General features: G+C 71.0%; 17 protein-coding genes. 9 read left to right on the top strand and 8 right to left on the bottom strand.

All coding sequences use genetic code 11. From position 1 onward, the window contains the following. On the top strand, positions 1 to 1,363 hold a 1,363-nt coding region (locus tag GCN81_RS27080), incomplete at its 5' end, for an outer membrane protein assembly factor BamB family protein (protein WP_231626988.1). A gap of 152 nt (positions 1,364 to 1,515) precedes the next feature. On the opposite strand, the gene GCN81_RS27075 is transcribed toward GCN81_RS27080, so the two are convergent. Genes GCN81_RS27075 through GCN81_RS27065 form a run of 3 tightly spaced genes read right to left on the bottom strand, consistent with a single transcriptional unit; the run spans position 1,516 to position 3,968 of the window. Continuing rightward, on the bottom strand, positions 1,516 to 2,307 hold the full coding sequence (locus GCN81_RS27075; RefSeq protein WP_156727200.1) for an enoyl-CoA hydratase/isomerase family protein: 792 nt from the start codon (positions 2,305 to 2,307) through the stop codon (positions 1,516 to 1,518). Between the two features lie 5 nt (positions 2,308 to 2,312). Further along, positions 2,313 to 2,795 (bottom strand): Zn-ribbon domain-containing OB-fold protein, encoded by a 483-nt coding sequence (locus GCN81_RS27070; protein ID WP_231626987.1) that lies wholly within the window; start codon positions 2,793 to 2,795, stop codon positions 2,313 to 2,315. A 6-nt stretch (positions 2,796 to 2,801) separates the two neighbouring features. Beyond that, positions 2,802 to 3,968, bottom strand: a complete 1,167-nt coding sequence (locus GCN81_RS27065) for a lipid-transfer protein (RefSeq protein WP_156727137.1) — start codon at positions 3,966 to 3,968, stop codon at positions 2,802 to 2,804. A 99-nt stretch (positions 3,969 to 4,067) separates the two neighbouring features. On the opposite strand from GCN81_RS27065, the gene GCN81_RS27060 reads away from it, so the two are divergent. Continuing rightward, positions 4,068 to 5,732 carry a FadD3 family acyl-CoA ligase gene (locus GCN81_RS27060; RefSeq protein ID WP_156727135.1) on the top strand — a complete coding sequence of 555 codons (1,665 nt, stop codon included), beginning with the start codon at positions 4,068 to 4,070 and terminating at the stop codon, positions 5,730 to 5,732. Positions 5,733 to 5,804: 72 nt separating this feature from the next. Here the strand turns inward: GCN81_RS27060 and GCN81_RS27055 are convergent, their stop codons facing one another. The 5 genes from GCN81_RS27055 to GCN81_RS27035 all read right to left on the bottom strand — a co-directional run bounded on the left by GCN81_RS27055 (position 5,805) and on the right by GCN81_RS27035 (position 12,526). Further along, positions 5,805 to 7,367, bottom strand: coding sequence for a hypothetical protein (locus GCN81_RS27055; RefSeq protein WP_156727133.1), 1,563 nt, complete (start codon positions 7,365 to 7,367; stop codon positions 5,805 to 5,807). Between the two features lie 49 nt (positions 7,368 to 7,416). After that, positions 7,417 to 8,499, bottom strand: coding sequence for a questin oxidase family protein (locus GCN81_RS27050; RefSeq protein ID WP_156727131.1), 1,083 nt, complete (start codon positions 8,497 to 8,499; stop codon positions 7,417 to 7,419). A gap of 88 nt (positions 8,500 to 8,587) precedes the next feature. Next, positions 8,588 to 9,028: a GNAT family N-acetyltransferase gene (locus tag GCN81_RS27045; protein WP_156727129.1), complete on the bottom strand. Its 441-nt coding sequence runs from the start codon at positions 9,026 to 9,028 to the stop codon at positions 8,588 to 8,590. 160 nt (positions 9,029 to 9,188) lie between these two features. Beyond that, positions 9,189 to 9,359 carry a hypothetical protein gene (locus GCN81_RS27040; protein ID WP_156727127.1) on the bottom strand — a complete coding sequence of 57 codons (171 nt, stop codon included), beginning with the start codon at positions 9,357 to 9,359 and terminating at the stop codon, positions 9,189 to 9,191. A 227-nt stretch (positions 9,360 to 9,586) separates the two neighbouring features. Continuing rightward, a complete protein-coding gene (locus GCN81_RS27035) occupies positions 9,587 to 12,526 on the bottom strand; it encodes an AfsR/SARP family transcriptional regulator (protein WP_156727125.1) in 2,940 nt (979 codons plus the stop codon). 349 nt (positions 12,527 to 12,875) lie between these two features. Between GCN81_RS27035 and GCN81_RS27030 the strand changes: the two genes are divergently transcribed. From GCN81_RS27030 to GCN81_RS27000, 7 genes are all read left to right on the top strand, one after another. Next, complete coding sequence (locus GCN81_RS27030; RefSeq protein ID WP_156727123.1) at positions 12,876 to 14,099, top strand: amidohydrolase family protein; 1,224 nt, start codon at positions 12,876 to 12,878, stop codon at positions 14,097 to 14,099. 141 nt (positions 14,100 to 14,240) lie between these two features. After that, positions 14,241 to 15,188 (top strand): LLM class F420-dependent oxidoreductase, encoded by a 948-nt coding sequence (locus tag GCN81_RS27025; RefSeq protein WP_156727122.1) that lies wholly within the window; start codon positions 14,241 to 14,243, stop codon positions 15,186 to 15,188. A gap of 44 nt (positions 15,189 to 15,232) precedes the next feature. Continuing rightward, the gene (locus tag GCN81_RS27020) at positions 15,233 to 16,018 is read left to right on the top strand and encodes an SDR family NAD(P)-dependent oxidoreductase (protein WP_156727120.1); all 786 of its coding nucleotides are present in this window, start codon (positions 15,233 to 15,235) and stop codon (positions 16,016 to 16,018) included. A gap of 129 nt (positions 16,019 to 16,147) precedes the next feature. Then, the gene (locus GCN81_RS27015; protein WP_156727119.1) at positions 16,148 to 17,275 is read left to right on the top strand and encodes an LLM class flavin-dependent oxidoreductase; all 1,128 of its coding nucleotides are present in this window, start codon (positions 16,148 to 16,150) and stop codon (positions 17,273 to 17,275) included. A gap of 188 nt (positions 17,276 to 17,463) precedes the next feature. Beyond that, complete coding sequence (locus tag GCN81_RS27010; RefSeq protein ID WP_156727117.1) at positions 17,464 to 19,215, top strand: N-acyl-D-amino-acid deacylase family protein; 1,752 nt, start codon at positions 17,464 to 17,466, stop codon at positions 19,213 to 19,215. Further along, entirely contained in the window at positions 19,212 to 20,699 is a 1,488-nt protein-coding gene (locus tag GCN81_RS27005; protein WP_156727116.1) for an aldehyde dehydrogenase family protein, read from the top strand. The genes GCN81_RS27010 and GCN81_RS27005 overlap by 4 nt, the downstream gene beginning before the upstream one ends. Before the next feature lie 187 nt (positions 20,700 to 20,886). After that, on the top strand, positions 20,887 to 21,747 hold the full coding sequence (locus GCN81_RS27000; RefSeq protein WP_231626986.1) for a polysaccharide deacetylase family protein: 861 nt from the start codon (positions 20,887 to 20,889) through the stop codon (positions 21,745 to 21,747). The last annotated feature ends 976 nt before the right edge of the window (positions 21,748 to 22,723 follow it).

Genomic DNA, 22,723 nt, shown 5'->3' with positions numbered 1-22,723 from the left:
CGGGCGGGACGCGGCGGGCCGCGTCGCCCTGCCCGACGGGGGGCTCGCTGACTCCTGGTCCAGCGCGTCGAAGCCCGGCTCGAACGGACCGCACGGCTCGAACGGACCGCACGGCTCGAACGGACCGCACGGCCCGCACGGCTCGGATGGGCCGAATGGGCCGCACGGCGCGGACGCCGCGCTACCCGGACCGGCCCGTGCCCCCGTCGGGGCACCCCCCGCGCCGGATGGCGCGCCCTGGCGGCCGTGGCGGTTCCGTATGTCCAACGACGTGTGGGGGACCCCGTACGTCTCGGGCGGACAGGTCTATGTGACCTCCTTCGAGGTGCACGCCCTGGATGTGGCCACGGGGAGGCGGCGCTTCAAGACGCGGGACGTCGCCTGGTCGATGGCCGTCACCGAAGGCCGTATCCACGCGTCCGACGGCCCCTCGCTGTACGCGCTCGACGCCAAGGACGGCTCCGACCTGTGGCGGGTCCAGACCGACGCCTGGGTCTACTCGCTCCAGGCCGACCGGGGCACCGTCGTCACCGGCACCCGTGGCGGCGGCGTACAGGCCTATGAGGCGGCCAACGGCGAGAAGCTGTGGGAGATCACCCACGCCCAGACCGACTTCGAGACGCCGCAGGCCGGGCCCGTCATCCAGGACGGCACGGTCTACGTCTGGCAGGACGCCAGGCTGCGCGCCCTGGAGGCACGTACCGGCGTCGAGCGCTGGACGTACCCCATCGGGGACGCGGCGTCCTGCGGCGGCGCGCCCGTCCGGCTCACCCAGGCCGAGGACGGCTATGTGTACGTGGTCGCGGGGACGCGGGCGCTGGCGATCGACGTGGCGGCGGGGCATGTCCGCTGGCACTTCGAGGCTCCGGCTGTCTTCCTCTCGCCGCCCGCGTTCGCGCCTGGGCCCTCGGTGACCGGCGGCGGTGTGTACCTCGTGGACTACCTGGGCACGGTCTACGCCCTGGACGCCACGGACGGGCGCGACCGCTGGCGGATCGCCACCGAGGCCCGCTCGTCGATCGAACCCGTGCTCGTCACGGGCGGTCATGTGCACGTCGGCAGCGGCAACGGCCTCTACACCCTGGACGCCGTCACCGGCACACCGAAGTGGCGCTTCCAGGCGGGCGGCGAGGTGATCGGTGCCCCGGTCGCCGCCGAGGACCGTATCCACTTCGGCTCCGCTGACCACTGCCTCTACACGCTGGACGCGGACGGCGGGCAGCTCCGCTGGAAGCTGGCCACCGGTGGGGAGATCACCGGGTCTCCGGTGGCTGAGGCGGGAGTGGTCTACGCCTGTAGTAAGGACCGGTGCGTGTACGCGCTGGACGCGGTGAAGGGTACGGGCACGGCGGCGGCACGCTGACGGCGCGGCCCACTGCGGCGGGCGCGGCCCGCCACGGCTCGTAGGGCCACGCGGCGGTGACGGCCGTCGCACCAGACACGGAAGGGACCCGGACGGCGGCCGTCCGGTCCCGACGTTACGCCGGGTGGGCGAAGCCCGCCACGCGGAGTCCGTCAGCGGAGCCTGAAGTCCGGGCGGCGGGTGCTGCGAGTGCGGCGGGTGCTGAAGAGGTCGGCCTGCCGCTCCGGGGGCAGATTGCCGAGCGCGATGAGGTGCGGCGCGTGCGCGACGGCCTGCGTGCGCGCCGCTTCCCGCGCCGCCCAGGCGGCCCGGACGGTGCCCTGCACCGCCTCGGTCGGGTACGAGGCGATGACGCGCGCGCAGGCGAGGGCCGCGTCCAGTGCCTCGCCCGGCGCGGTGAGCTCGGAGACCAGGCCGGTCTCGTACGCCCGCCGGGCCGAGACCCGTTCGGCCGTACCCATCAGGGCCATCCGGGCCACCTCCCCGAACGGCATCCGCTGGGCCATGAAGATCGACTCGTACGCGCTGACCATGCCGTAGGTCGTGTGCGGGTCGAAGAAGGTCGCGTGGTCGGCGGCGACGATGAACTCCGCCTCGCCGAGCAGATAGAAGGCGCCCCCGCAGGCCATCCCGTTCACGGCGGCGATCACGGGCTTGAACAGGTCGTTCGCCTTGGGCCCGATCGCGAGCAGCGGATCGTCGATCGTGTACGGGGACGAGGGCTGCGGCACCGTGACGGAGCGGTCGATTCCGGTGCAGAAGGCCTGGTCGCCCGCGCCGGTGACGACGATCGCGCGTACGGAGTCGTCGAAGCGGAACCGGCGCCAGGCGGCGGAGAGTTCAGCGGCGGTCGCCAGGTCGATGGCGTTGTGCTTGGCCGGGCGGTCGAGGGTGACGACGGCGACTCCGGTCTCGTCGTCGGTCTCGGTACGCAGCGTCGCCATGCCGCTCACCGGTCCAGCGTCCAGTGCGGCACGGCGATCCCACCGACGTCGCTGAACACGACCTGGACACGGGCACCGATCCGCAGCCGGTCGGCGGGCACGGAGTTCAGCGGGGCGCCAGGGCCAGCGACCAGGTTGCCGACCAGGCGGATGCGGGGCGCGTCGGCGAGCTCGACGACGATCGCGTTGTACGGGGCCTGCTCGGCGTAGGCGGGGAGCAGCGGCGGGTGCGGGATGACGTACGACCAGACGCGGCCCTTGCCGCTCATCGCGCGCCACTCGCTCGCGAAGGACTGGCAGCGCGGGCAGCAGGGGCGGGGCGGGAAGCGCGGTTCGCCGCAGTCCGGGGCGGCGCAGGCCTGGACGCGGAGTTCGCCCCGGGCCGCGTACTCCCAGAACGGGGCGCCGTCGTCGTCGGGAAGGGGCAGCAGCAGCCTGTTGTCAGTGGTGGCCTTCATAGTGGAGTGCATGGACGATATGGACGACATGAGCGGTCAACTCCTCAGCAGGACGGCCGAAGTGGGTACGCCCTCGCCCGCGGTGACCAGGCAGGTGGCGGCATCGGGTATCTGCGCGGTGCTGGTGCCGCGCAGTTGCTTCACGCCCTCGGTGATGAGGTTGAAACCGTGGACGTACGCCTCGCTGAGTCCGCCGCCGCCGGTGTTGAGGGGCAGTCGTCCGCCGATCTCCAGGGCGCCGCCTTCGGTGAAGGCCGCGCCCTCGCCGCGGTCGCAGAAGCCGTAGCCCTCCAGGGAGAGCGGGATCAGCGGGGTGAACGCGTCGTAGATCTGCGCCACGTCGACGTCCTGGGGGCCGAAGTCGGCCTGCTTCCACAGGTGCCGGGCGGCGGTCCAGGCGGGTCCGGAGAGTGGGTCGTCGTTCCAGTAGTTGACCATGCCGTGGTGCTGGGAGGGCAGTCCCTGGGCGACGGAGTGCAGGTAGACGGGCTTCTGGCGGCAGTCGCGGGCGCGCTCGGCGGACACGATGACGCAGGCCAGGGCGCCGTCGGTCTCCAGGCAGTTGTCGAAGAGGCAGAGCGGCTCGCTGATCCAGCGTGCCGTCATGTACATCTCGCGGGTGAGGGGACGTTCGTACATCATCGCGGCCGGGTTCTGGTTGGCCCGGTTGCGGCAGGCCAGCGCGACATTGAAGAGGTGGTCCCGGGTGGCTCCGTACTCGTGCATATAGCGGCGGGCCAGCATGCCGATCTCGTCGGCGGGGCGCAGCAGGCCGAACGGCCTGGTCCACTGGGCGGGCGTGGGCAGTTGGACGGCGGTGTTCTTCCAGGGCCGTGGCCCGCTGCCGCGCTTGCGGGAGCGCCAGGCGACCCCGACGGTCGCCTGTCCGGTGGCGACGGCCGCGGCGAGGTGGGCGAGGGTGGCGCAGGAACCGCCGCCGCCGTATCCGACCTTGCTGAAGAAGGTCACGTCACCGGCGCCGATCGCCTTGGCGATCTCGACCTCGTCGGTCTCCTCCATGGTGTAAGAGGAGAAGGCGTCGACTTCGGAGGGAGCGATACCGGCGTCGTGGAGCGCGCTGATGATGGCCTGGCAGGCCAAGGTCTTCTCTGACTCCGGTAGCTGTTTGGCAAAGGCGGTCTGGCCTATGCCGACTATCGCCGTAGCGTCCTTGAGGCCTGTCGCCGTTATCGCCGCCGCCATCGCCCGCCTCCCCGATCGACTTGCCTGCGTCACTGCTGACAGCGGGGAAGGCTACAGCTAATCTGACGGATAGTCAGCTAGTGAGTGGGAGGGCTTGTGATGCGAGCGACGCCTGCGAGGACACCCGCGACGACGACTGCGAGGACGCCTGCGACGACGCCCGCGGCGCGCGGTGACCTGGAATGGGGCAGCATCCCGAAGCTGGTACGCGCTGCGGCGCGGCGGTACGGCGACCGGGAGGCGGTCGTCGAGGGGCGCACCCGGATCTCGTACGCCGAGCTGGGCGAGCGGGTGGAGCGCGCCGCCGCGGCCTGCATGGCGAGCGGGGTCCAGGCGGGGGACCGGGTCGCTATCTGGGCGCCCAACACCCTGGACTGGATCGTCTCGGCGCTCGGCGCGGTCAGCGCGGGAGCGGTCCTGGTGCCGCTGAACACCCGCTTCAAGGGACCCGAGGCGGCCTACGTCCTGTCCCGCTCCCGCGCCAGGCTGCTGTTCGTCACCGGCACCTTCCTCGGTACGTCGTACGTCGCGTCCCTACGGCGCGCGACCAGCGAGGGCAGCGGCACCGGACCGCTGCCCGGTCTGCCGCACCTGGAACAGGTCGTGGTCCTCTCCGACGACGCACCGGAGAACTTCCGTACCTGGAAGGACTTCCTGGCAGGCGGCGAGACGGTCAGCGCCGCCGAGGTACACGACCGCTCCGCCGCGATCGACTCCTCGTCCCCCTCCGACATCATGTTCACCTCAGGCACCACGGGCCGCCCCAAGGGCGCCGTGATCACGCACGCCCAGACCCTGCGCTGCTACGACATCTGGAGCGGACTGGCGGGCCTGCGTGAAGGCGACCGCTACCTCATCGTCAACCCGTTCTTCCACACCTTCGGCTACAAGGCGGGCATCATCGCCTGCCTGATGCGCGGCGCGACGATGGTGCCGCAGCCGGTCTTCAACGTCGACACGGTGCTGGCGAACATCGCCGCCGAACGCATCTCGGTCCTGCCGGGCCCGCCCACCCTGCACCAGTCACTCCTCGACCATCCGGCCCGCGACCAACACGACCTCTCAGCGCTCCGGCTGGTCGTGACCGGCGCGGCGGTCGTCCCGCTCCGGCTCGTCGAGCGACTGCGCTCGGAGCTGCGGATCGGCACCGTACTGACGGCCTACGGCCTCTCCGAGGCCAGCGGCATCGTCACCATGTGCCGCGGCGGCGACGAGCCGACGGTCATCGCCGCGACATCGGGCCGCGCCATCCCCGGCACCGAGGTACGGGTGACGGACGGCTCGGGCCAGCCACTGCCTCCCGGCCAGCCCGGCGAGGTGCTGGTACGCGGCCACCACGTCATGAGCGGCTACTTCGAGGACCCCCAGGAGACCAAGAAGGCCATCACCCCCGACGGCTGGCTGCGCACCGGCGATGTGGGCGTACTCGACGAGGCGGGCAATCTGCGCATCACCGACCGCATCAAGGACATGTTCATCGTCGGCGGCTTCAACGCCTACCCTGCCGAGATAGAGCAACTGCTCGCCCTGCACCCCGATGTGGCCGACGTCGCGGTCGTCGGCGTGCCCGACCCGCGCCTCGGCGAGGTCGGCAAGGCGTACGCGGTCCGCCACTCCGGCTCGACCCTGACGGCGGACGACCTGATCGCCTGGTCCCGCCGCGAGATGGCCAACTACAAGGTCCCACGGGAGGTCGAGTTCGTCCCCGACCTCCCGCGGAACGCGAGCGGGAAGGTGCTGAAGCGGGAGCTGAGGTCCCGTTGACCCGTTGAAGGACCGCTCACCTCAGGCCGCCGCAGGCTCGGCTCAAGCCCGCCGCAGGCTCGTCTCAGGCGCTCAGCTGGCCTTCTTCGCGCCCGCCGTGAAGGCCTTGGCAATCTTGGCCATGGCTGGATCGGCGCTCGCGCGGTCGAAGGACACCGGCTCCGAGCCGCCACCGGAGTTCATTCCCCGGAACTCGAGCTCGACCAGGGTGTCACCGACGTAGGAGAAGACCGTCAGATAGGGCGTCTCGTTCTGGCTGAGGGTGCCCTTCCGCTGCTTCTCGGCCAGGCAGTACTGGACGAAGGCCCGCTCGCCGATGCCCGGGAGGTCCTTGGGCTGCTCACAGGTGATGTCCAGGATCCCGGTGTCGGTGACCTTGGACGCCTTGCGCACGGCGGCCTTGCGCTTGCGCTCGTACTGGAACTTGCCGTTGAGCTGCCCCGAGAAGAGGGCCGTGCTCGCCCGCAGATGGCCCGTCGGCAGCCGCTCACCCGGCTTCGGCGCCGCCGTTCGCTCGGTCGTCCACCGGCAGTTCGTCTGCGGGACCTTGCCCGAGTAGCTTCCCGCCGACCCGGGACCCGCCTCCGGTACCAGGCCCGCGACGGTCTTGATGTCGACATACCGACACGCGCCCTCGACCTTGACCTTGGTCTTGCCGTCGCCCTTGTCCTTGGCCAGCTCCTTGGCCACCGCCGCGGCAGCGGCCCGCGCGCCGTCCTCGGCGGCCTGCTGGCCGCCCTTCGTACTGCGGTAGCGCACGTCGACGACCCACAGCCCGGCCCGCACCAGGACCTGGGCCGACGTCTCGTCGCGGCTGGGGGCGGGGATGGGCACCAGGACGGCTTCGTCCCCGAGGTCCTTGAGCTCGGTGATCTTCCCGACCTTGACGCTGCCGGAACCGGACTGGCTCGCCGCCTGCCGCTCGCGCTGCTCCTTGTCCCTGGTGTACCGGTCCTTGGCCCGGTCGATCGAGCCGCGCGGCGGGCTCTGCTGAGGGCCGTACGCGTTGGCCGTGACGTCCAGTTTGCGGTCGTCGTCCGCGCGGTAGTTGACCCAGTTGCAGCTGGCGTTCCTGTCCTGGCGGCCGCTGCTGCCGGTGCGCCCGGTCCGGGTCGGGTCCGCCGGAATGATGTCCTTGATCAGCTTGTCCGGCACCATCGCGCAGAGCTGGTCGCCGGTGAGGACGCGCGGGCTGGCCTTCAGGTCGACGGGATCGGCTGACGCGCTCGGCGCGACGCCGCCAGGCCGGGCGCTGCCGCCCTTGTCGCTGCCCTTGTCGTCATCGCCGCCGAGCAGCTGGAACGCGCCGAAGACACCGCCCGCGAGTACGGCGACGGCGGCGATCGCGGCGATGGCGATCTTTCCGCCGTTCCCCGAGCCGCCGCCGCTCGGCGGGGGCGGGGGCGGAGGCACCGGCCCGTACCCGCCGCCACCCGGCGGGCCGTAGTGCGGCGGCTGGCCGGGTCCGTACGGGCCAGGCCCGTAACCGGGGGCCTGCTGCCCCGGGCCGTAACCCGGGTACGGCCCCTGCTGCGGCTGCCCGTGCGCCTGCCCCTGACCCTGCCCCTGCGCCTGTCCCTGTGGTGGGCCGTACGGCGATGGCGTGTTGTCCGAAAATCCCCCGTGAGCGTTCATAGCGCGCGAGGTTAGCAGGGACAGATGCGCACGCTACCGGGCCCCGCCCTCACCCCACCGGGTCGATGAGCGCGAGCGAGCGCGACGCCGCGGTGAGTGCCGTGGCGTCCCCCACGTCGAGCGCCGTGTCGGTGAACTTGATGGCGTGGTCGTCGCCGTGCGCGGCGGCGCGGTCGAAGACCTCGTCGGGCGTGAGGTCCGTGCTGTCCGGGATGTACGCCACGCCCTCACGGGGGGTGTACGCCGCGGTGATGGCGGCGCTCGCCGTCCAGGCCGCCGCCAGGGACATCGGCCACAGCTCGTGGGGGAGCGCGGGCAGGGTGCGCAGTACGGCGTTGGGCGCGGTGGCGGAGTGCACCATCATCACGGCGTTCCCGTGCCCATGGGTGGCGTACCGGTGCACGGAGGCGGTGACCAGCTCACGCAGCGCGGCCCGCGTGGCGTCCGGGTCCATCGGGTCGGCAGGGCCCGTAGCGGGCCACCGCGGGAACGCGGTGAGCTGGGCGAGCCGGTTGTTGATGCCGATGACCGGCTCGGGGATAGGCTCCACCGCGTCCAGCGCGGCCAGGGCGCTGGGCGGCACCGGATCCAGGGTCTTCAGCTCGGGGAGCGGCTGGTGGCAGGCGGCCCAGTAGCCGAGGGCGTGCGCCAACTCGGCGACGCGGGGCGCGCTGTCGCCGCCGTCCAGCAGGGTTCGTACGGAATGCCCCACACGGATCACCGAGTGGGTGGCGCTCGCCGCGATGCCGGAGAGCAGCCGGGGCCACCACTGAGCCAACACCTCCTGCCAGGGCTGGCCTTCCTCGGTGACCTGACGCTCGAAGTACGCGATCCAGTCCGCTGTCCGGCGCCGATCGCCCAGCGCCTCGGACCAGTTGGCGTCGGTGACGGGGGTGTCGCGCGTGGACAGGTCTTCCAGCTTGGTGCTGTAGCGATCCAGCCACCGGTGCACGGACGCCGCCTGCCCGTGCCGTACGAGTGCCTCCACGGCCATCGGGCCGTGATTGCTGAGCCGGTCCTCGTACTCGGGGCCGAGGGCGTGCAGTCGCTGGAGCGCTTCGTCGAGGGTGCCGGTGGTGTCGGTGGTGCCGGTGGTGTCGCTGGTGTCGGTGATTTCGATCGAGTCGGTCATGTCGGCACGCTATGCGTACCCCCGGGCGCGCGTAAGGGGCTGTGGCCCTAGGCCGTTGGGCGGAGCGCTCGGCGCGGTACGCCGCAGGTCAGGCCAGCCGCAGGTCAATCCACGGCGTGCTGTCCCCGGGCAGTACGTAACGCTCCACTTCGACGAACCCCTGCGCCTGCGCGAACCGCAGCCCCTCCGCGTTGCACCCGAGGACGACCGTCTCGATCACGCTGGCCCGGAGCGCCTTCGCCCGCCCGAGCCCGCGCCCGTAGAGCCGCTCCCCGAACCCCCGCCGCCGGTACTCGGGCAGCACCCGCGCGATCACGGTGGCCGACGCGTTCTCGTCGGTCGGCGGCCGTACGGTTGTACACCCGACCAGCACGTCCCCGAGGTACGCCACCTCCAGGTGATACCGCCCAGCCCGCCCACGCACCTCGTCCAGAGACATCGCGGCGGGCGGCACGATGACGTTGTGCACGTGCTGCCAGTCGGCGAGTTGGGCATCGGTGACGGGTTCGACGAAGCGGAGGGTGTCCATCCCAGCAGAGAACCCGCACACGGACCGCGACGTCAACCGAAATTGCCGGGCGGGCGGCGTGCGCGGGACCAGAGCCGCGCCGGGCATGCTTCGGCCGCGGTGGCTCCCCTCCGGGCCACCGCGGCCGATCCCCGTGAGGACGGGTCTCCGGAGAGACCTGTTACGGAATGTGGTTGTCCTGAGGCTTCAGGATCGGGTCGTCCTTGGACGACGGACCAGCCTGCGTCTCGACCGTCGGAGTCGTCTCCTCGGCGGGCTCGCTGGGTATGTGGTTGTCCTGGGTGGTGGTGTCCCCTGGCTTCTTCGTCTTCGCCTTCGCCTGCTCGCCCATGACGTGAGCTCCCCTGTTGTGTGGAAATCGATGGAACACGGAGTGTGGAACGCCCGTCCGGCAGCTCCCCCGAGAACCGCCGGACGGGCGTTCGGAGCCGCTCACCCTAGCGGCACGGCTCCTCGCCAGACCGTCTGCCCCCCGACACGACGGTTGGACAGAAATGAGACTGACAGGCCGCGATAAACGAACGATTAACGCCCAGACGGGACCGCTCGCGCCCGCTGTCAGGCGGCTGTGGCGGGCGTCAGCAGCCCCCGGATCTCCTCCGCGTCACTCGCCGCCCCGCACTGCTCGTACAGGCCAAGGGCGTCCTGCCAGCACACCTTGGCCCGGTCGAGCTGCCCGAGTCCGGTCAGGGCCCTGCCGAGCAGGGTCAGTACGTGGCCTCGTATCCGGTCACCGCCGATGCACCGCAGCGGCAGCGCCTGCTCGGCGTGCTGCGCCGCCTGGAGGTGGCGGCGGGCGGCGAGATGGACCTCCGCGATCCGGAAGTGCGTGGTGCCCTCCCAGAGTTGCTGCCGGTGTTCGGTGAAGGTGCTCAGGGCGTCGGTGAGGTGGCGCAGGGCCTCAGTGAGGCGGCCTGCCCTGGTCAGCACGATGCCCAGCGAGTACCGGCCGTTGGCCGCGCGGAGGGCCGAGCCCAGTTCGTCGTAGATGTCGATGCCGTGCTGCGCGGTCTCGGCCGCGGTACTCGTACGGCCCAGACCCAGTTGCGTACGGGAGAGGTTGCACAGGGCGGTGGCCTCGCTCGCTCGGTTGCCCGCTGCCCGGGAGGTCTCGATGGACTTGGTGAAGTAGCCCTCGCCGTCCTCGTACCTGGCCTGGTACCAGCAGATGATGCCCCGGTCGTTGGCCACCCAGCACACCGCCGCCGTGTCCCCGGCGGACTCCGCGAGCCGCATCGCCAGCCGGGCCTCGTCGTCCGCGTCCGCGATACGACCCGACACGAGCAGGACGTTGGTGAGCGTCGTCCGGGCCCGGCCCTCCGCGAAGGTGTCCCCGGCGCGTTGGGCGGCGTCGCGTACGGCGACGGCTGTGGTCTCGTACCGGAGCGCGTTGGCGCCTGACTCGGCCAGGTCCTTGGCGGCCCAGAGCAGGTCGACCGCGCGCCTGAGGCGCTCGGGCACCACCGACTGCTGTACGCAGGCGAGCAGGCAGTCGGCCTCCGCGTACAGCCAGTCCAGGGCCGAGCCGCCGTCCGTGAACTTCAGGCCGGAGTAACGGGTCTGGGCCAGGTGGTCGACCATCAGGTCCCCTGGGCGCTCGATCGCGTACACGCCCGCCGCCGTGGCCAGGTAGAAGTCCAGCAGCCGTGAAAGCGCCGACTCCCGTTCGCTGGAAGGCTGTTCGTCGCGTTCGGCGCAGGCGCGAGCGTAGAGGCGTACGAGGTCGTGGAAGCGGTAGCGGCCCGGCGCCGCCGACTCGAGGAGTGAGGTGTCGACCAGGGACTCCAGCAGGTCCTCGGTGTCCTCGACGGGGAGGTCGAGTACGGCGGCGGCCGCCGCGACCGAGATGTCGGGGCCGTCGGCCAGGCCAAGGAGACGGAACGCCCGGGCCTGTGCGGGCTCCAGCTGCCCGTACCCCAGCTCGAACGTCGCCTTCACCGCCAGGTCTCCCGCCTGGAGTTCGTCCAGGCGGCGCCGCTCGTCGCCCAGCTTCGCGGCCAGTACGGAGACGGTCCAGGTGCGGCGCGCGGCCAGCCGGGAGGCGGCGATACGGATGGCGAGGGGGAGGAAGCCGCAGGCGGCGACCACGTCCAGGGCCGCTTCCCGCTCCGCCGCTACCCGCTCTTCACCGACGATCTTGGTGAAGAGCTGGAGTGCCTCCTCCGGGGACATCACATCCAGATCGACCAGGTGCGCGCCGACCAGGTCGACCATACGGATACGGGAGGTGACCAGGGCGGCGCACCCGGCTGTGCCCGGCAGCAGCGGGCGGACCTGGGCGGCGTCGCGGGCGTTGTCCAGCAGGACCAGCACCCGGCGGCCGTCGAGGAGGGAGCGGTACAGGGCCGCGCGCTCCTCCATGGAGTCGGGGATGGCGGAGTCGGCGGTGCCCAGGGCGCGGAGGAAGGAGCCCAGTACGGTCTCGGGCTCGGCGGTACGGGGGCCCGCTCCCTGGAGGTCGACGTAGAGCTGGCCGTCGGGGAAGTGGGGGCGGGCCTCGTGGGCCACATGGACGGCGAGGGTGGTCTTGCCCACGCCGCCGATCCCGGCCAGGGCGGAGACCGCCATCACCTTGCCTTCGGCCGAGGACAGGATGTCGCCCAGTTCCGCTACGAAGGAGGCGCGGCCCGTGAAGTCAGGGACGGTCGCCGGGAGCTGGGCCGGGCGGACCGGCGCCGCAGCGGGGCTGGCGGGCGCGGCGGTGGGCTCGGCCAGGGCGGGGTCGGCCTGGAGGATGCGCTGCTGGAGTGCGGCGAGGCCGGGGCGCGGGTCCACGCCGAGCTCGTCCGCGAGGAGGCGGCGGGTGTCCGCGTAGACGGCGAGTGCCTCGGCCTGGCGGCCGGAGCGGTAGAGGGCGAGCATCAGCAGCTCGCGCAGGCGCTCACGGAGGGGGTGGGCCGCCGTCAGGGCCGTCAGCTCCGAGACCGACTCCGCGTGGCAGCCCTGCTCCAGGTCCATGTCCAGGCGGGTCTCAAGGAGTTGCAGGCGCCACTCCTCCAGCCGGGTGCGCTGGGTGTCGGCGTAGGGGCCGGGGACGTTGGCGAGGGGCTCGCCGTCCCAGAGGGCGAGCGTCTCGTTGAGCAGGCCGCGGGCGTGGCAGAGGTCGCCCGCGCTCCTGGCCTTCTCCGCCTGGGCCCACAGGTCCTCGGCGACGGCCAGGTCCAGCGCCTCGCCGGGCAGCCGGATCGCGTACCCGCCCGACTCGCTGGCCAGGACGTCAGGGGAGAGCGCCTTGCGCAGCCGGGAGGCGTAAGTACGTACGGCCGCGAGGGCCTGTGAGGGGGGTTCGTCGCCCCAGATCGCGTCGATCAGCTCGGCGGCGGTCGCCGTACGTCCCGCGCGCAGCAGGAGCGCGGCGAGCAGGGCGCGCTGCTGCGGGGAACCGGTGGCCAGCGGCTCGCCGCCGTGCCAGGCACGTACCGGTCCGAGCACACTGAAGCGCAGCTCCCGCGACGCTCCCGGGCGCCGCTGCTCGGGTACTCGCGGTACAGCGTCCATCCCTGTCCCCCTGACGAACCTTGACGGTTCTTTTGCAAAGCCTGGCGATTCGCGTCTATTCCCGCCCCCCGCTCCCGCTCCCCACTTTCCGTTCCCGCACGCCCCCGCGCGAACGGCGATCGGCGAACAGCGAACGGCGTCCGGGGCAGGGCGCACTGGAACCGCCGCTGCCAGTTTGCCTTGTGCGCGCCGGATACGTCAGCCGTGGGAGACACCTCTCACACCGTCTGCCCACAGGCAACCCTGGACGTTCGCCGAGGGCAAGCCATGGACCAGCCACGTACGGCGTCACGCAGGACTCCACGTACGACTAGCTGACGGTTCGTCAGATCGGCGCTACCGTGGGCGCATGGAGACCTTCCCGAAGATCATCTCGGTGGACGACCACACGGTGGAGCCCCCCAACGTCTGGCAGGACCGCCTCCCCTCCAAGTACCGCGACACAGGCCCCCGGGTCGTACGCGCCCCCCTGAAGGAAATGACCTTCATGGGCGGGAAATTCGCGCCGGTCATGGGGCAGCCGGGCGATGACGGCCCGATAGGCGACTGGTGGGTGTACGAGGACCTGCACCGGCCCCTCACCCGCCTGGACACCGCCGTCGGCTACGACAGGGACGAGATCAAGCTGGAGGTCATCACATACGAGCAGATGCGGCCGGGTTCCTTCAGCGTCCCGGACCGGCTGGCCGACATGGACCTGAACCACGTCCAGTCCGCCGTCTGCTTCCCAACCTTCCCGCGCTTCTGCGGACAGACCTTCACCGAGGCCAAGGACCGCGAGCTGGGCCTGCTGGGAGTCCGCGCGTACAACGACTGGATGGTCGAGGAGTGGTGCGGACCGCAGGCGCGCGGGCGGCTGATCCCCCTCACCCTCGTCCCGCTGTGGGACGCGCGGCTGGCCGCCGACGAGGTGCGCAGGAACGCGGCGCGGGGGGTGCGTGCCGTGGCGTTCTCCGAGATCCCGCCGTACCTCGGGCTGCCGTCGATCCACGCGGACGACTGGGACCCGTTCCTCCAGGCATGCGACGAGACCGGGACGGTCATCGCCATGCACATCGGTTCATCCAGTCGGATGCCGTCCACGTCGGCGGACGCCCCGCCCGCCGTCGGGTCCACGATCACGTTCGCCAACTGCTGCTTCTCGATGGTGGACTGGCTGATGAGCGGCAAGTTCGAACGCTTCCCGAACCTCAGGATCATGTACGCCGAGGGTCAGATCGGATGGATTCCGTACATCCTGGAACGGGCGGACGTGGTCTGGGAGGAGAACCGCGGCTGGGGCGGAGTGGCCGACAAGGTGCACCGCCCGCCATCCGAACTCTTCGCCGAGCACGTCTACGGCTGCTTCTTCGACGACGCCTTCGGCCTGCGGAACCTGGATGCCATCGGCGTCGCGAACGTCCTGTACGAGACCGACTACCCGCACTCGGACTCCACCTGGCCGAAGTCGAGGGAGGTAGGCGAAGCCCAGATGGGTCACCTGCCCCCGGAAACGGTGGACCGCATCGTACGCGGCAACGCCATCGACCTCCTGGGCCTGACGGACGACGGTCTGTGGGCCCCGTCGGCGTAGCGGGCTGACCGCGCCGCGAGCCCCCTCCCTCCCTCCCTCCCTCCGACGCCCTTGCCTTCCCTCTTGTCTGATGGACCGTCAGATAAGACGATGGGGCGGCCTTCCGTTAGGTGACGGATCGTCAAATCAAGGGAGCGGGACATGCCGCAGGGCTTGGTGCGTGGGCGGCTGTTGTACGGGATGCAGCTTCCCGTGCAGTCGCAGAGCAGCATCTTCGCGGAGAGCTGGGAGGCCGGGGCTGGTCCTGACGATCTCGTGGAGATCGCTCAGGCCGCCGATCGTTCGGGCTTCGACTATGTCGCCAACTGCGATCACGTCGCGATCCCGGAGCGGCTGGCCGCGGCGATGGGGACGACCTGGTACGACCCGGTGGCCACGCTCTCCTTCCTCGCCGCGGTGACGGGGCGGGTGCGGCTGCTGAGTCACGTCGCCGTGGTCGGGCTGCGGCATCCGCTCGTCACCGCCAAGCAGTACGCCACGCTTGACCGGCTCAGCGGCGGGCGGCTGATCCTCGGAGTCGGGGCCGGGCATGTCGCGGAGGAGTTCGCCGCGGTGGGGGCGGACTTCGCGGGGCGCGGGGCCGTGCTGGACGAGTCGATCGACGCGCTGAGGGCCGCGTTGGGGCAGGAGGAGTATCCGGAGCACCGCGGCGAGCGCTATGCGTTCAGTGGGCTGGGGCAGTTGCCCCGGCCCGTGCAGGAACGGGTTCCGGTGTGGGTGGGCGGGTCGTCCCCCGCCGCCGTACGCAGGGCCGCGACCCGAGGCGACGGCTGGCTGCCGCAGGGCGATACGCGGGACCGGCTGCCCGCGCAGATCGCCAGGCTGAGACGCCTGCGGGAGGCGGCCGGGGTGTCCGAGCCGATCACCGTCGGGGCCATTACCGAGCCGCTGTACGTGGGTGAGCCCGGCTGGGACGTGGGGCGCAGGACGCTGAGCGGCAAGCCGGAGGCGCTCGCCGAGTCGCTGCGGGCGTACGCGGCGATGGGGGTGGGGCAGATCCAGGTGCGATTCCGCAGTCGGAGTCGGGGTGAACTCGTCGAGCAGATAGCGGCGTTCGGGGCGGATGTGGCGCCTCAGCTCAATGGCTGACAAACAGTCTCGGTAGATGAAGGTGAAGGGGTGGGTGCGTACGTATGGGCAAGTTGGATGGGCGTGTGGTCGTCGTCACCGGTGCCGCGCGCGGGCAGGGCGAGCAGGAGGCGCGGCTCTTCGCCGAGGAGGGCGCGCGGGTCGTCGTCGCGGATGTACTCGATGAGCAAGGGGCGGCTGTCGCCAAGGAGATAGGCGAGGACCGGGCCCGGTATGTGCACCTGGACGTGGGGCGGGAGGACGACTGGGGCGCGGCCGTGGCCGTGGCCAAGGAGGCCTTCGGCAAGGTCGACGGGCTGGTGAACAACGCGGGGATTCTGCGGTTCAACGCGCTGGTGGACACCCCGCTGGACGAGTTCATGGAAGTGGTGCGGGTCAATCAGGTCGGCTGCTTCCTCGGGGTCAAGGCCGTCGCGGGTGAGATCGGCGCGGCGGGTGGCGGGACGATCGTGAACACCGCCTCGTACACCGCGATGACCGGGATGGCCGCCGTCGGGACGTACGCGGCGACCAAGCACGCCATCCTCGGGCTGACCCGGGTCGCGGCCATGGAGCTCGCGCCGAGCGGCATCCGGGTCAACGCGATGTGTCCCGGCGCCATTGATACGCCGATGTCCAACCCCTCGCAGCTTGACCCTGAGGCTGACCCGGCTGAGACCTCGGCCGCGCTGGACGAGCTGTACCGGAAGCTGGTGCCGCTGGGGCGGGTCGGGCGACCGCGCGAGGTGGCGGACCTGGCGCTCTTTCTCACCTGCGCGGACTCCTCGTACATCACGGGGCAGCCGTTCGTGATCGACGGGGGATGGCTGGCCGGGGTCAGCGTCATCTGACCGTCCGTCCGTAGTGCCTGACGCTCCATCAGTATTGACGGCTCAGCGTGGCGGTGGAACAGTCGACGCCATCGAGATCTGACGGTTCGTCAGATACTCGTCAGGAACTGAAGAGGATGGTGAACCTCCTTGGAATTCGGGCTCTTTGTACAGGGATACGTGGGCAAGCGGGCCGAGACCGACCCACTCGCCGAGCACAAGGCGCTGATGGAGGAGACCGAGTACGTCATCCAGGCGGACAAGTCGGGCTTCAAGTACGCCTGGGCCTCCGAGCACCACTTCCTGGAGGAGTACTCGCACCTCTCCGCCAACGAGGTGTTCCTCGGCTACCTCGCCCACGCCACCGACCGTATCCACCTCGGGTCCGGCATCTTCAACCCGCTGGCGCAGGTCAACCATCCCGTCAAGGTCGCCGAGAAGGTCGCCATGCTCGACCATCTCTCCGAAGGACGGCATGAGTTCGGCTCCGGGCGCGGGGCTGGCTCACACGAGATCCTGGGGTTCATACCGGGCGTCACCGATATGAACTACACCAAGGAGATCTGGGAAGAGACCATCGCCGAGTTCCCCAAGATGTGGCTCCAGGAGGAGTACCAGGGGTTCCAGGGCAAGCACTGGCAGCTCCCGCCGCGCAAGATCTTCCCCAAGCCGTACGGCAAGTCCCACCCGGCCATGTGGTACGCCGCCGGGTCCCCGCCCTCGTACGCGATGGCCGCGCGGAAGGGGCTCGGGGTCCTGGGGTTCAGCGTCCAGAAGGTCTCCGACATGGAGTGGGTGCTGGAGCAGTACAAGACGGCCATCACGGAAGCCGAACCGGTCGGAGACTTCGTCAACGACAACGTCATGGTGACGTCGACCGCGATCTGCGCGCCGACGCACGAGGAAGCGGTACGGATCGCGGCGGGCGGCGGGCTGCACTACCTACAGTCGCTGGTGTTCCGGTACCACGACACCTTCCCGCGGCCTGAGGGCTTCCCCGTCTGGCCCGAGACGCTGCCGGAGTTCAACGAGGAGATCATCGAGCTGTTGATCGCCGAGGAGCTGCTGATCTGCGGGGACCCGGACGAGGTGCTGCGGCAGTGCAAGCGGTGGGAGCAGGCCGGGGCCGACCAGTTGTCGTTCGGGTTGCCGATCGGGGTCTCGCGGGAGGACACCCTCCAGTCGATCAAGCTGATCGGTGAGCATGTGATCCCGAAGATCGACACGGACCCGGTGCATCGGACGACGCGGTTCCGGCAGGGCGCGGGCTCAAATTGAGCCCGAAGGGGCGAAACTCCAGCCTGGCCGGCGTTTGAGGCCAATCTTTGAGCCTGGCCGGCGTTTGAGGCCTTTCGGGAAGGGGCGGGGTGGGGGCCATTCCCTGACCCCAGCCCACACGGCCCGCACCCGCCCCGCACCCGAACCGCACCCGACCGCATCCGAACCGCACCCCGAAGGGAACCCGCATGCTCGACCACCTCATCCGCGGCGCGACCGTCGTGGACGGCACCGGCGCCCCCGGATACGTCGCCGACGTCGGCATCCGCGACGGCCGGATCGCCGTGATCGCCAAACCGGGCGCGGCCGTGGCCGAGACGGAGGCGGCCCGAACCACCGAAGACGCCACCGGCCACGTCCTCGCCCCCGGCTTCGTGGACCCGCACACGCACTACGACGCCCAGCTCTTCTGGGACCCGTACGCCACCCCGTCCCTGAACCACGGCGTGACCACCGTCGCGGGCGGCAACTGCGGCTTCACGCTCGCCCCGCTCAACCCCGCTCGCCCCGAAGACGCCGACTACACCCGGCGGATGATGTCGAAGGTCGAGGGCATGTCCCTGGTCGCGCTCGAAGAGGGCGCCCCCTGGAACTGGCACACCTTCGGCGAGTACCTGGACGCTCTGGAAGGGCGGATCGCCGTCAACGCCGGGTTCATGGTGGGCCATTGCGCCCTACGTCGGCACGTCATGGGCGCCGACGCGACCAGCGGCGCCCCGCCCACCCCCACCCAACTCGACGCGATGCTCCGCCTGTTCCACGACGCGATGGCGGCGGGCGCCTGGGGCCTGTCCACCACCCAGTCGTCCACCCACTCGGACGGCGACGGCCAGCCCGTCGCCTCCCGCCACGCGCGTCCGGACGAACTGCTCGCCCTCTCCCGTGCCGTCGCCGAGCACGAGGGCACCCAGCTCGAAGCGATCGTCGCCGGATGCCTCGACCAGTTCAGCGACGACGAGATCGACCTGTTCGTCGAGATGTCCGCCGCCGCCGGACGCCCCCTGAACTGGAACGTCCTCACCATCGACGCCGCCGTCCCTGAACGCGTACCCCGCCAGCTGACCGCCAGCGAACGCGCCCGTAAGGCGGGCGGCCGCGTCGTCGCCCTCACCATGCCCATCCTGACCCCCATGAACATGTCGCTCGGCACGTTCTGCGCCCTCAACCTCATCCCCGGCTGGGGCGACATCCTCGCCCTGCCCGTACCCGAACGGATCGCCAGGCTGCGCGACCCGGACGTCCGGGCTGAGATGCTCCGCCGCGCGGACTCCAAGGAGGCCGGGGTCTTCCGGCGCCTCGCCCACTTCGGCCGGTACGTCATCGGCGACACGTACACGAAGGAGAACGAGGGCCTCACCGGCCGCGTCGTACGGGACATCGCCGCCGAGCGCGGCCAGGACCCGTTCCAGTGCCTGGTCGAGATCTGCGCCAACGACGACCTGCGTACGGTCCTGTGGCCGATGCCCACCGACAACGACCCCGACTCCTGGGAGCTGCGCCGCCAGACCTGGGAGCACGAGGACGTCCTGCTCGGCGGCTCCGACGCGGGCGCCCACCTGGACCGGATGTGCGGAGCCCCGTACACCACCCGCTTCATCGGGGACTGCCTGCGCGGCCGCGGGCTGGTCTCCCTGGAGCGTGCCATCCAGCTGCTCACCGACGACCCGGCCCAGCTCTTCGGCCTGCGCGAACGCGGCCGGATCGCCGAGGGCTACCACGCTGACCTGGTCCTCTTCGACCCGGAGCGGATCGACGCGGGCAAGGCCACGCTCGTCCACGACCTGCCGGGCGACAGCCCGCGGCTCGACTCCAAGGCGATCGGCATCAGCGCGGTGTGGGTCAACGGCGTGGAGGCCATGCGGGATGACGTGGTCACGGGAGCCGTACCGGGGAAGGTGCTGCGCTCCGGGCGGGACACCAGGACGGTGAGCACGAGGTGAGCGATGCCCAACGTGCCCAGCGGCCCCAGCGACTGCTGATCGGCGGCGAGTGGACCGAACCCGACGCCGGGTATTACGAGGTCATCGACCCCGCGACCGAGAGCGTCGTCGGGCTCGCCCCGGAGGCCAGCCGCGAGCAGGTGTACGCCGCCGCTGCCGCCGCCCGGGAGGCGTTCGGGCCGTGGTCGCGTACCCGGCCCGAGGAGCGCGCGGCGATCCTCGACCGGGCGGCCGATCTCATGCAGCGCGATGCGGCGGCCCACGTCGAGCTGGCCCAGGCCGAGACCGGCGCGACCACCGCGACCGCGCGCGGGATGCAGGTCGCGGTGGGGGTCTCCCGCTTCAGGCGCTACGCGAGGGGGGCCCTTGAACCGGTCGAATCCGCCCATCCGCCCCAGGTCAACGAGGCCGGGCCGATGGGGAAGGCAGGTGCGTTCGGTGCGCTGGCCGTACGTCAGCCGGTTGGCGTCGTCACCTGCGTCACCTCGTACAACAACCCTTGGGCCAACCCCGCGGGCAAGGTCGCGCCCGCGCTGGCCATGGGTAACACCGTGGTCGTGAAGCCCGCCCCGCAGGACCCGCTGTCGGTGTACCGGATGGCGGCGGCGCTCGCGGAGGCGGGGGTTCCGCCGGGCGTGGTGAACGTGGTGTCCGGCGCGCGCGCGGAGGTCGGCGAGGCGGCCGTCGACTCCCCGGATGTCGACATGGTCAGCTTCACCGGCTCCACGGTGGTCGGGCAGCGGATCGCCGAGGTGTGCGGGCGCGGCATGAAGCGGCAGCTGATGGAGCTGGGCGGCAAGGGCGCGGCGATCGTCTTCGACGACGTGGACGACGCGGGCCTTGACGCGGCGGTGAGCGGCATCGGCACCACCTTCGCCTTCTACAGCGGCCAGATCTGCACGGCCCCGACGCGGGTGCTCGCGCAGCGCGGCATCTACGACCGGCTGCTGGCGAAGCTCACCGACTACCTCGCCTTCATGAAGGTGGGGGACCCCAGGGAGCGGGGCACGGTGGTCGGCCCGGTGATCTCGGCCGCGCACCGGGACCGCGTCGAGTCGTACGTGGACCTGGGCCGGAAGGAGGGCGCCCGGCTGGTCGCGGGCGGCGAACGCCCGCCCTTCGAGCGGGGCTTCTACGTCGCCCCGACCCTCCTCGCCGACTGCACCAACGACATGAGGGTCGTACGGGAGGAGATCTTCGGCCCGGTCGTCGTGGTGGTCCCCTTCGACGGCGACGAGGACGAGGCCCTCTCGCTGGCCAACGACTCCGACTACGGCCTGCTCAACTACGTGTGGTCGGGGGACGTGGCCCGCGCCTTCCGGGTCGCGCGCCAGCTCCGCTCGGGCGGCGTGGGCGTGAACACCATCGGCCGGAACATGGAGGCGCCGTTCGGCGGCTTCAAGCGGAGCGGGGTGGGCCGCGACTGCGGCTCGTACGCCCTGCACGCGTACAGCGAACTCCAGTCGATCATCTGGACAACGTGAGCGATGCCCTGAATCTCCGGGATTAGTCGTCTAGTAGTACTCTGCCCGGTGGCCTGTGGGTGTCCTGTGGACGTCCACGGCCACTGGGGGGCGCGGGGGGAACACCTGTCGGGGGGACATCCGGTGGCACCGCACGCCCGCCGCACGCCCACCGCACGACACCGGATGAATCGGGGACCACCGACCCATGGCGCTGACCACGCTGCCCAAGCCGCCCATGCCCATGCCCAGGAACAAGAAGCAGACCACCGCGATACGGGGGATACGCGCGATACGGGGGATACGAGGGATACGAGGGAGGGCCACGCTCACGGGCGCGTCCCTGGCCGCCGCCACCCTGCTGCTGAGCGGCTGCTCAAGCTACGACTCCACCACCCCGTCCGACGCCCGAGGCAAGGCGGGCGACCAGGTGAAGGTCGCCGCCGGAGCGGTCGACTGCAACGAGGCCAAGTGCATCGCCCTGACCTTCGACGGCGGGCCCGGGCCCAAGACCCCCGAACTCCTCAAGACCCTCAAGAAGGAGAAGGTCCCCGCCACCTTCTTCCTCCTCGGCAAGAAACACATCGACCGCTACCCCGACACCGTGCGCGCCATCGCCGACGCGGACGAGGGCCACGAGGTCGCCAACCACACCTGGACCCACCCCCGCCTCCCGGACGTCTCCGAGGACGAGGTCCGCAGGGAGCTCTCCCGCACCCAGGACGAGCTGGAACGCCTCACCGGCACCAAGCCGACCCTGATGCGCCCGCCGCAGGGCCGCACCGACGACAAGGTCGAGAAGGTCTGCAAGGAACTCGGCCTCTCCCAGGTGATGTGGTCCACCACGGCCAAGGACTACAAGACGAACGACTCCGCCCTGATCCAGAAGCGCACCCTGGACCAGGCGGGCCGCGACGGGATCATCCTCCTGCACGACATATACAAGGGCACCGTCCCGGCAGTCCCCGGCATCATCACCGAGCTGAAGAAGCAGGGCTACACCTTCGTCACGGTCACCGACCTCCTCGCCCCCGCCAAGCCGGAACCGGGCAAGGTCTACAAGCCCTGAGACCCCCGTTGCGCCGACCAGGGCTCTGACATGCGTCCGGTCGGCGTAGGGGCATGAGCGGCGCGGCAGTGCGAGCTCGGCTTCTGGCCAGACACCGCCGTGGTGCGACACCTTTACAAGGCGCGAGGAGCCCCGGCTGCAAGCCGTCGCCACCTCAAGTCCTGGGGGCTCCTGCCCAAGCTGCGTTGCAGCTTGGGCACACAGCGGCCGGCCTGTCCCCTCGCGGGGCGGGGCGGGGCGGGGCGGGGAGGGGTGGGGCGGGGCGGGGCGGTGTCGTGGTGCCCCGGTGTCCGTGGGGTGCGGGGGTGGCCGCCCTCTTGTTTCGATGGTCGCGGGGCCGGGCCGGCTGTCAAGGGCGCTCCCTTTGGTCGCGTCGGCTCCGCCGATTCCGCTGTCGCTCCACCCTTGACATCCGTCCCGTCCCCGCTATGCAGGCTGTGGGAGGGCGGCTCAGGGGAGGCGGCGGCGGAGGTGGGGGAGTGGCGGGCGTTTCGCTGCCGGGTGCGGATGGGTTGTTGGGGCGCATGAGGGGGATGGGTGGTTCGACACCGGCTCAGCGGCTGCGGCGGGTGGGGGCGACCGGTGCGCACGAGGGGGATGGGTGGTTCGACACCGGCTCAGCGGCTGCGGCGGGTGGGAGTGGCCGGTGCGCACGAAGGGGTGGGGTGGTGCGACACCGGCTCAGCGACCGCAGGCCGTGGGGGTGACCGGTGCGCACGAAGGCTGCGTGGGTTGTGCTGCCCCGGCTCAACAGCTGAGGGCCGGGGGTGATCCCAGTGCACAGGGGCCGGGTAGGGGGTGACCCGGCTTGGCGGCTGCCGGCCGTCGGGTGACCGGGCGCGTGGGAGGGGCGCCCGGCTTGGCGGCCACCGGCCGGTGGGGCGGGAGGGTACGTCTGGGGCTGGTGGGGTCAGGTCGGGGAGGGAAGTGCGACTTTGGTACACCAAAAGCCGGGCAAAAGGGGCGGCTTGCTGTA

The sequence above is a fragment of the Streptomyces apocyni genome (assembly GCF_009739465.1).
In the GTDB taxonomy this organism is placed as follows: Bacteria; Actinomycetota; Actinomycetes; order Streptomycetales; family Streptomycetaceae; genus Streptomyces; species Streptomyces apocyni.
The sequence above is the reverse complement of the archived record's forward strand: the minus strand, read 5'-3'. Positions and strand labels throughout refer to the sequence as shown.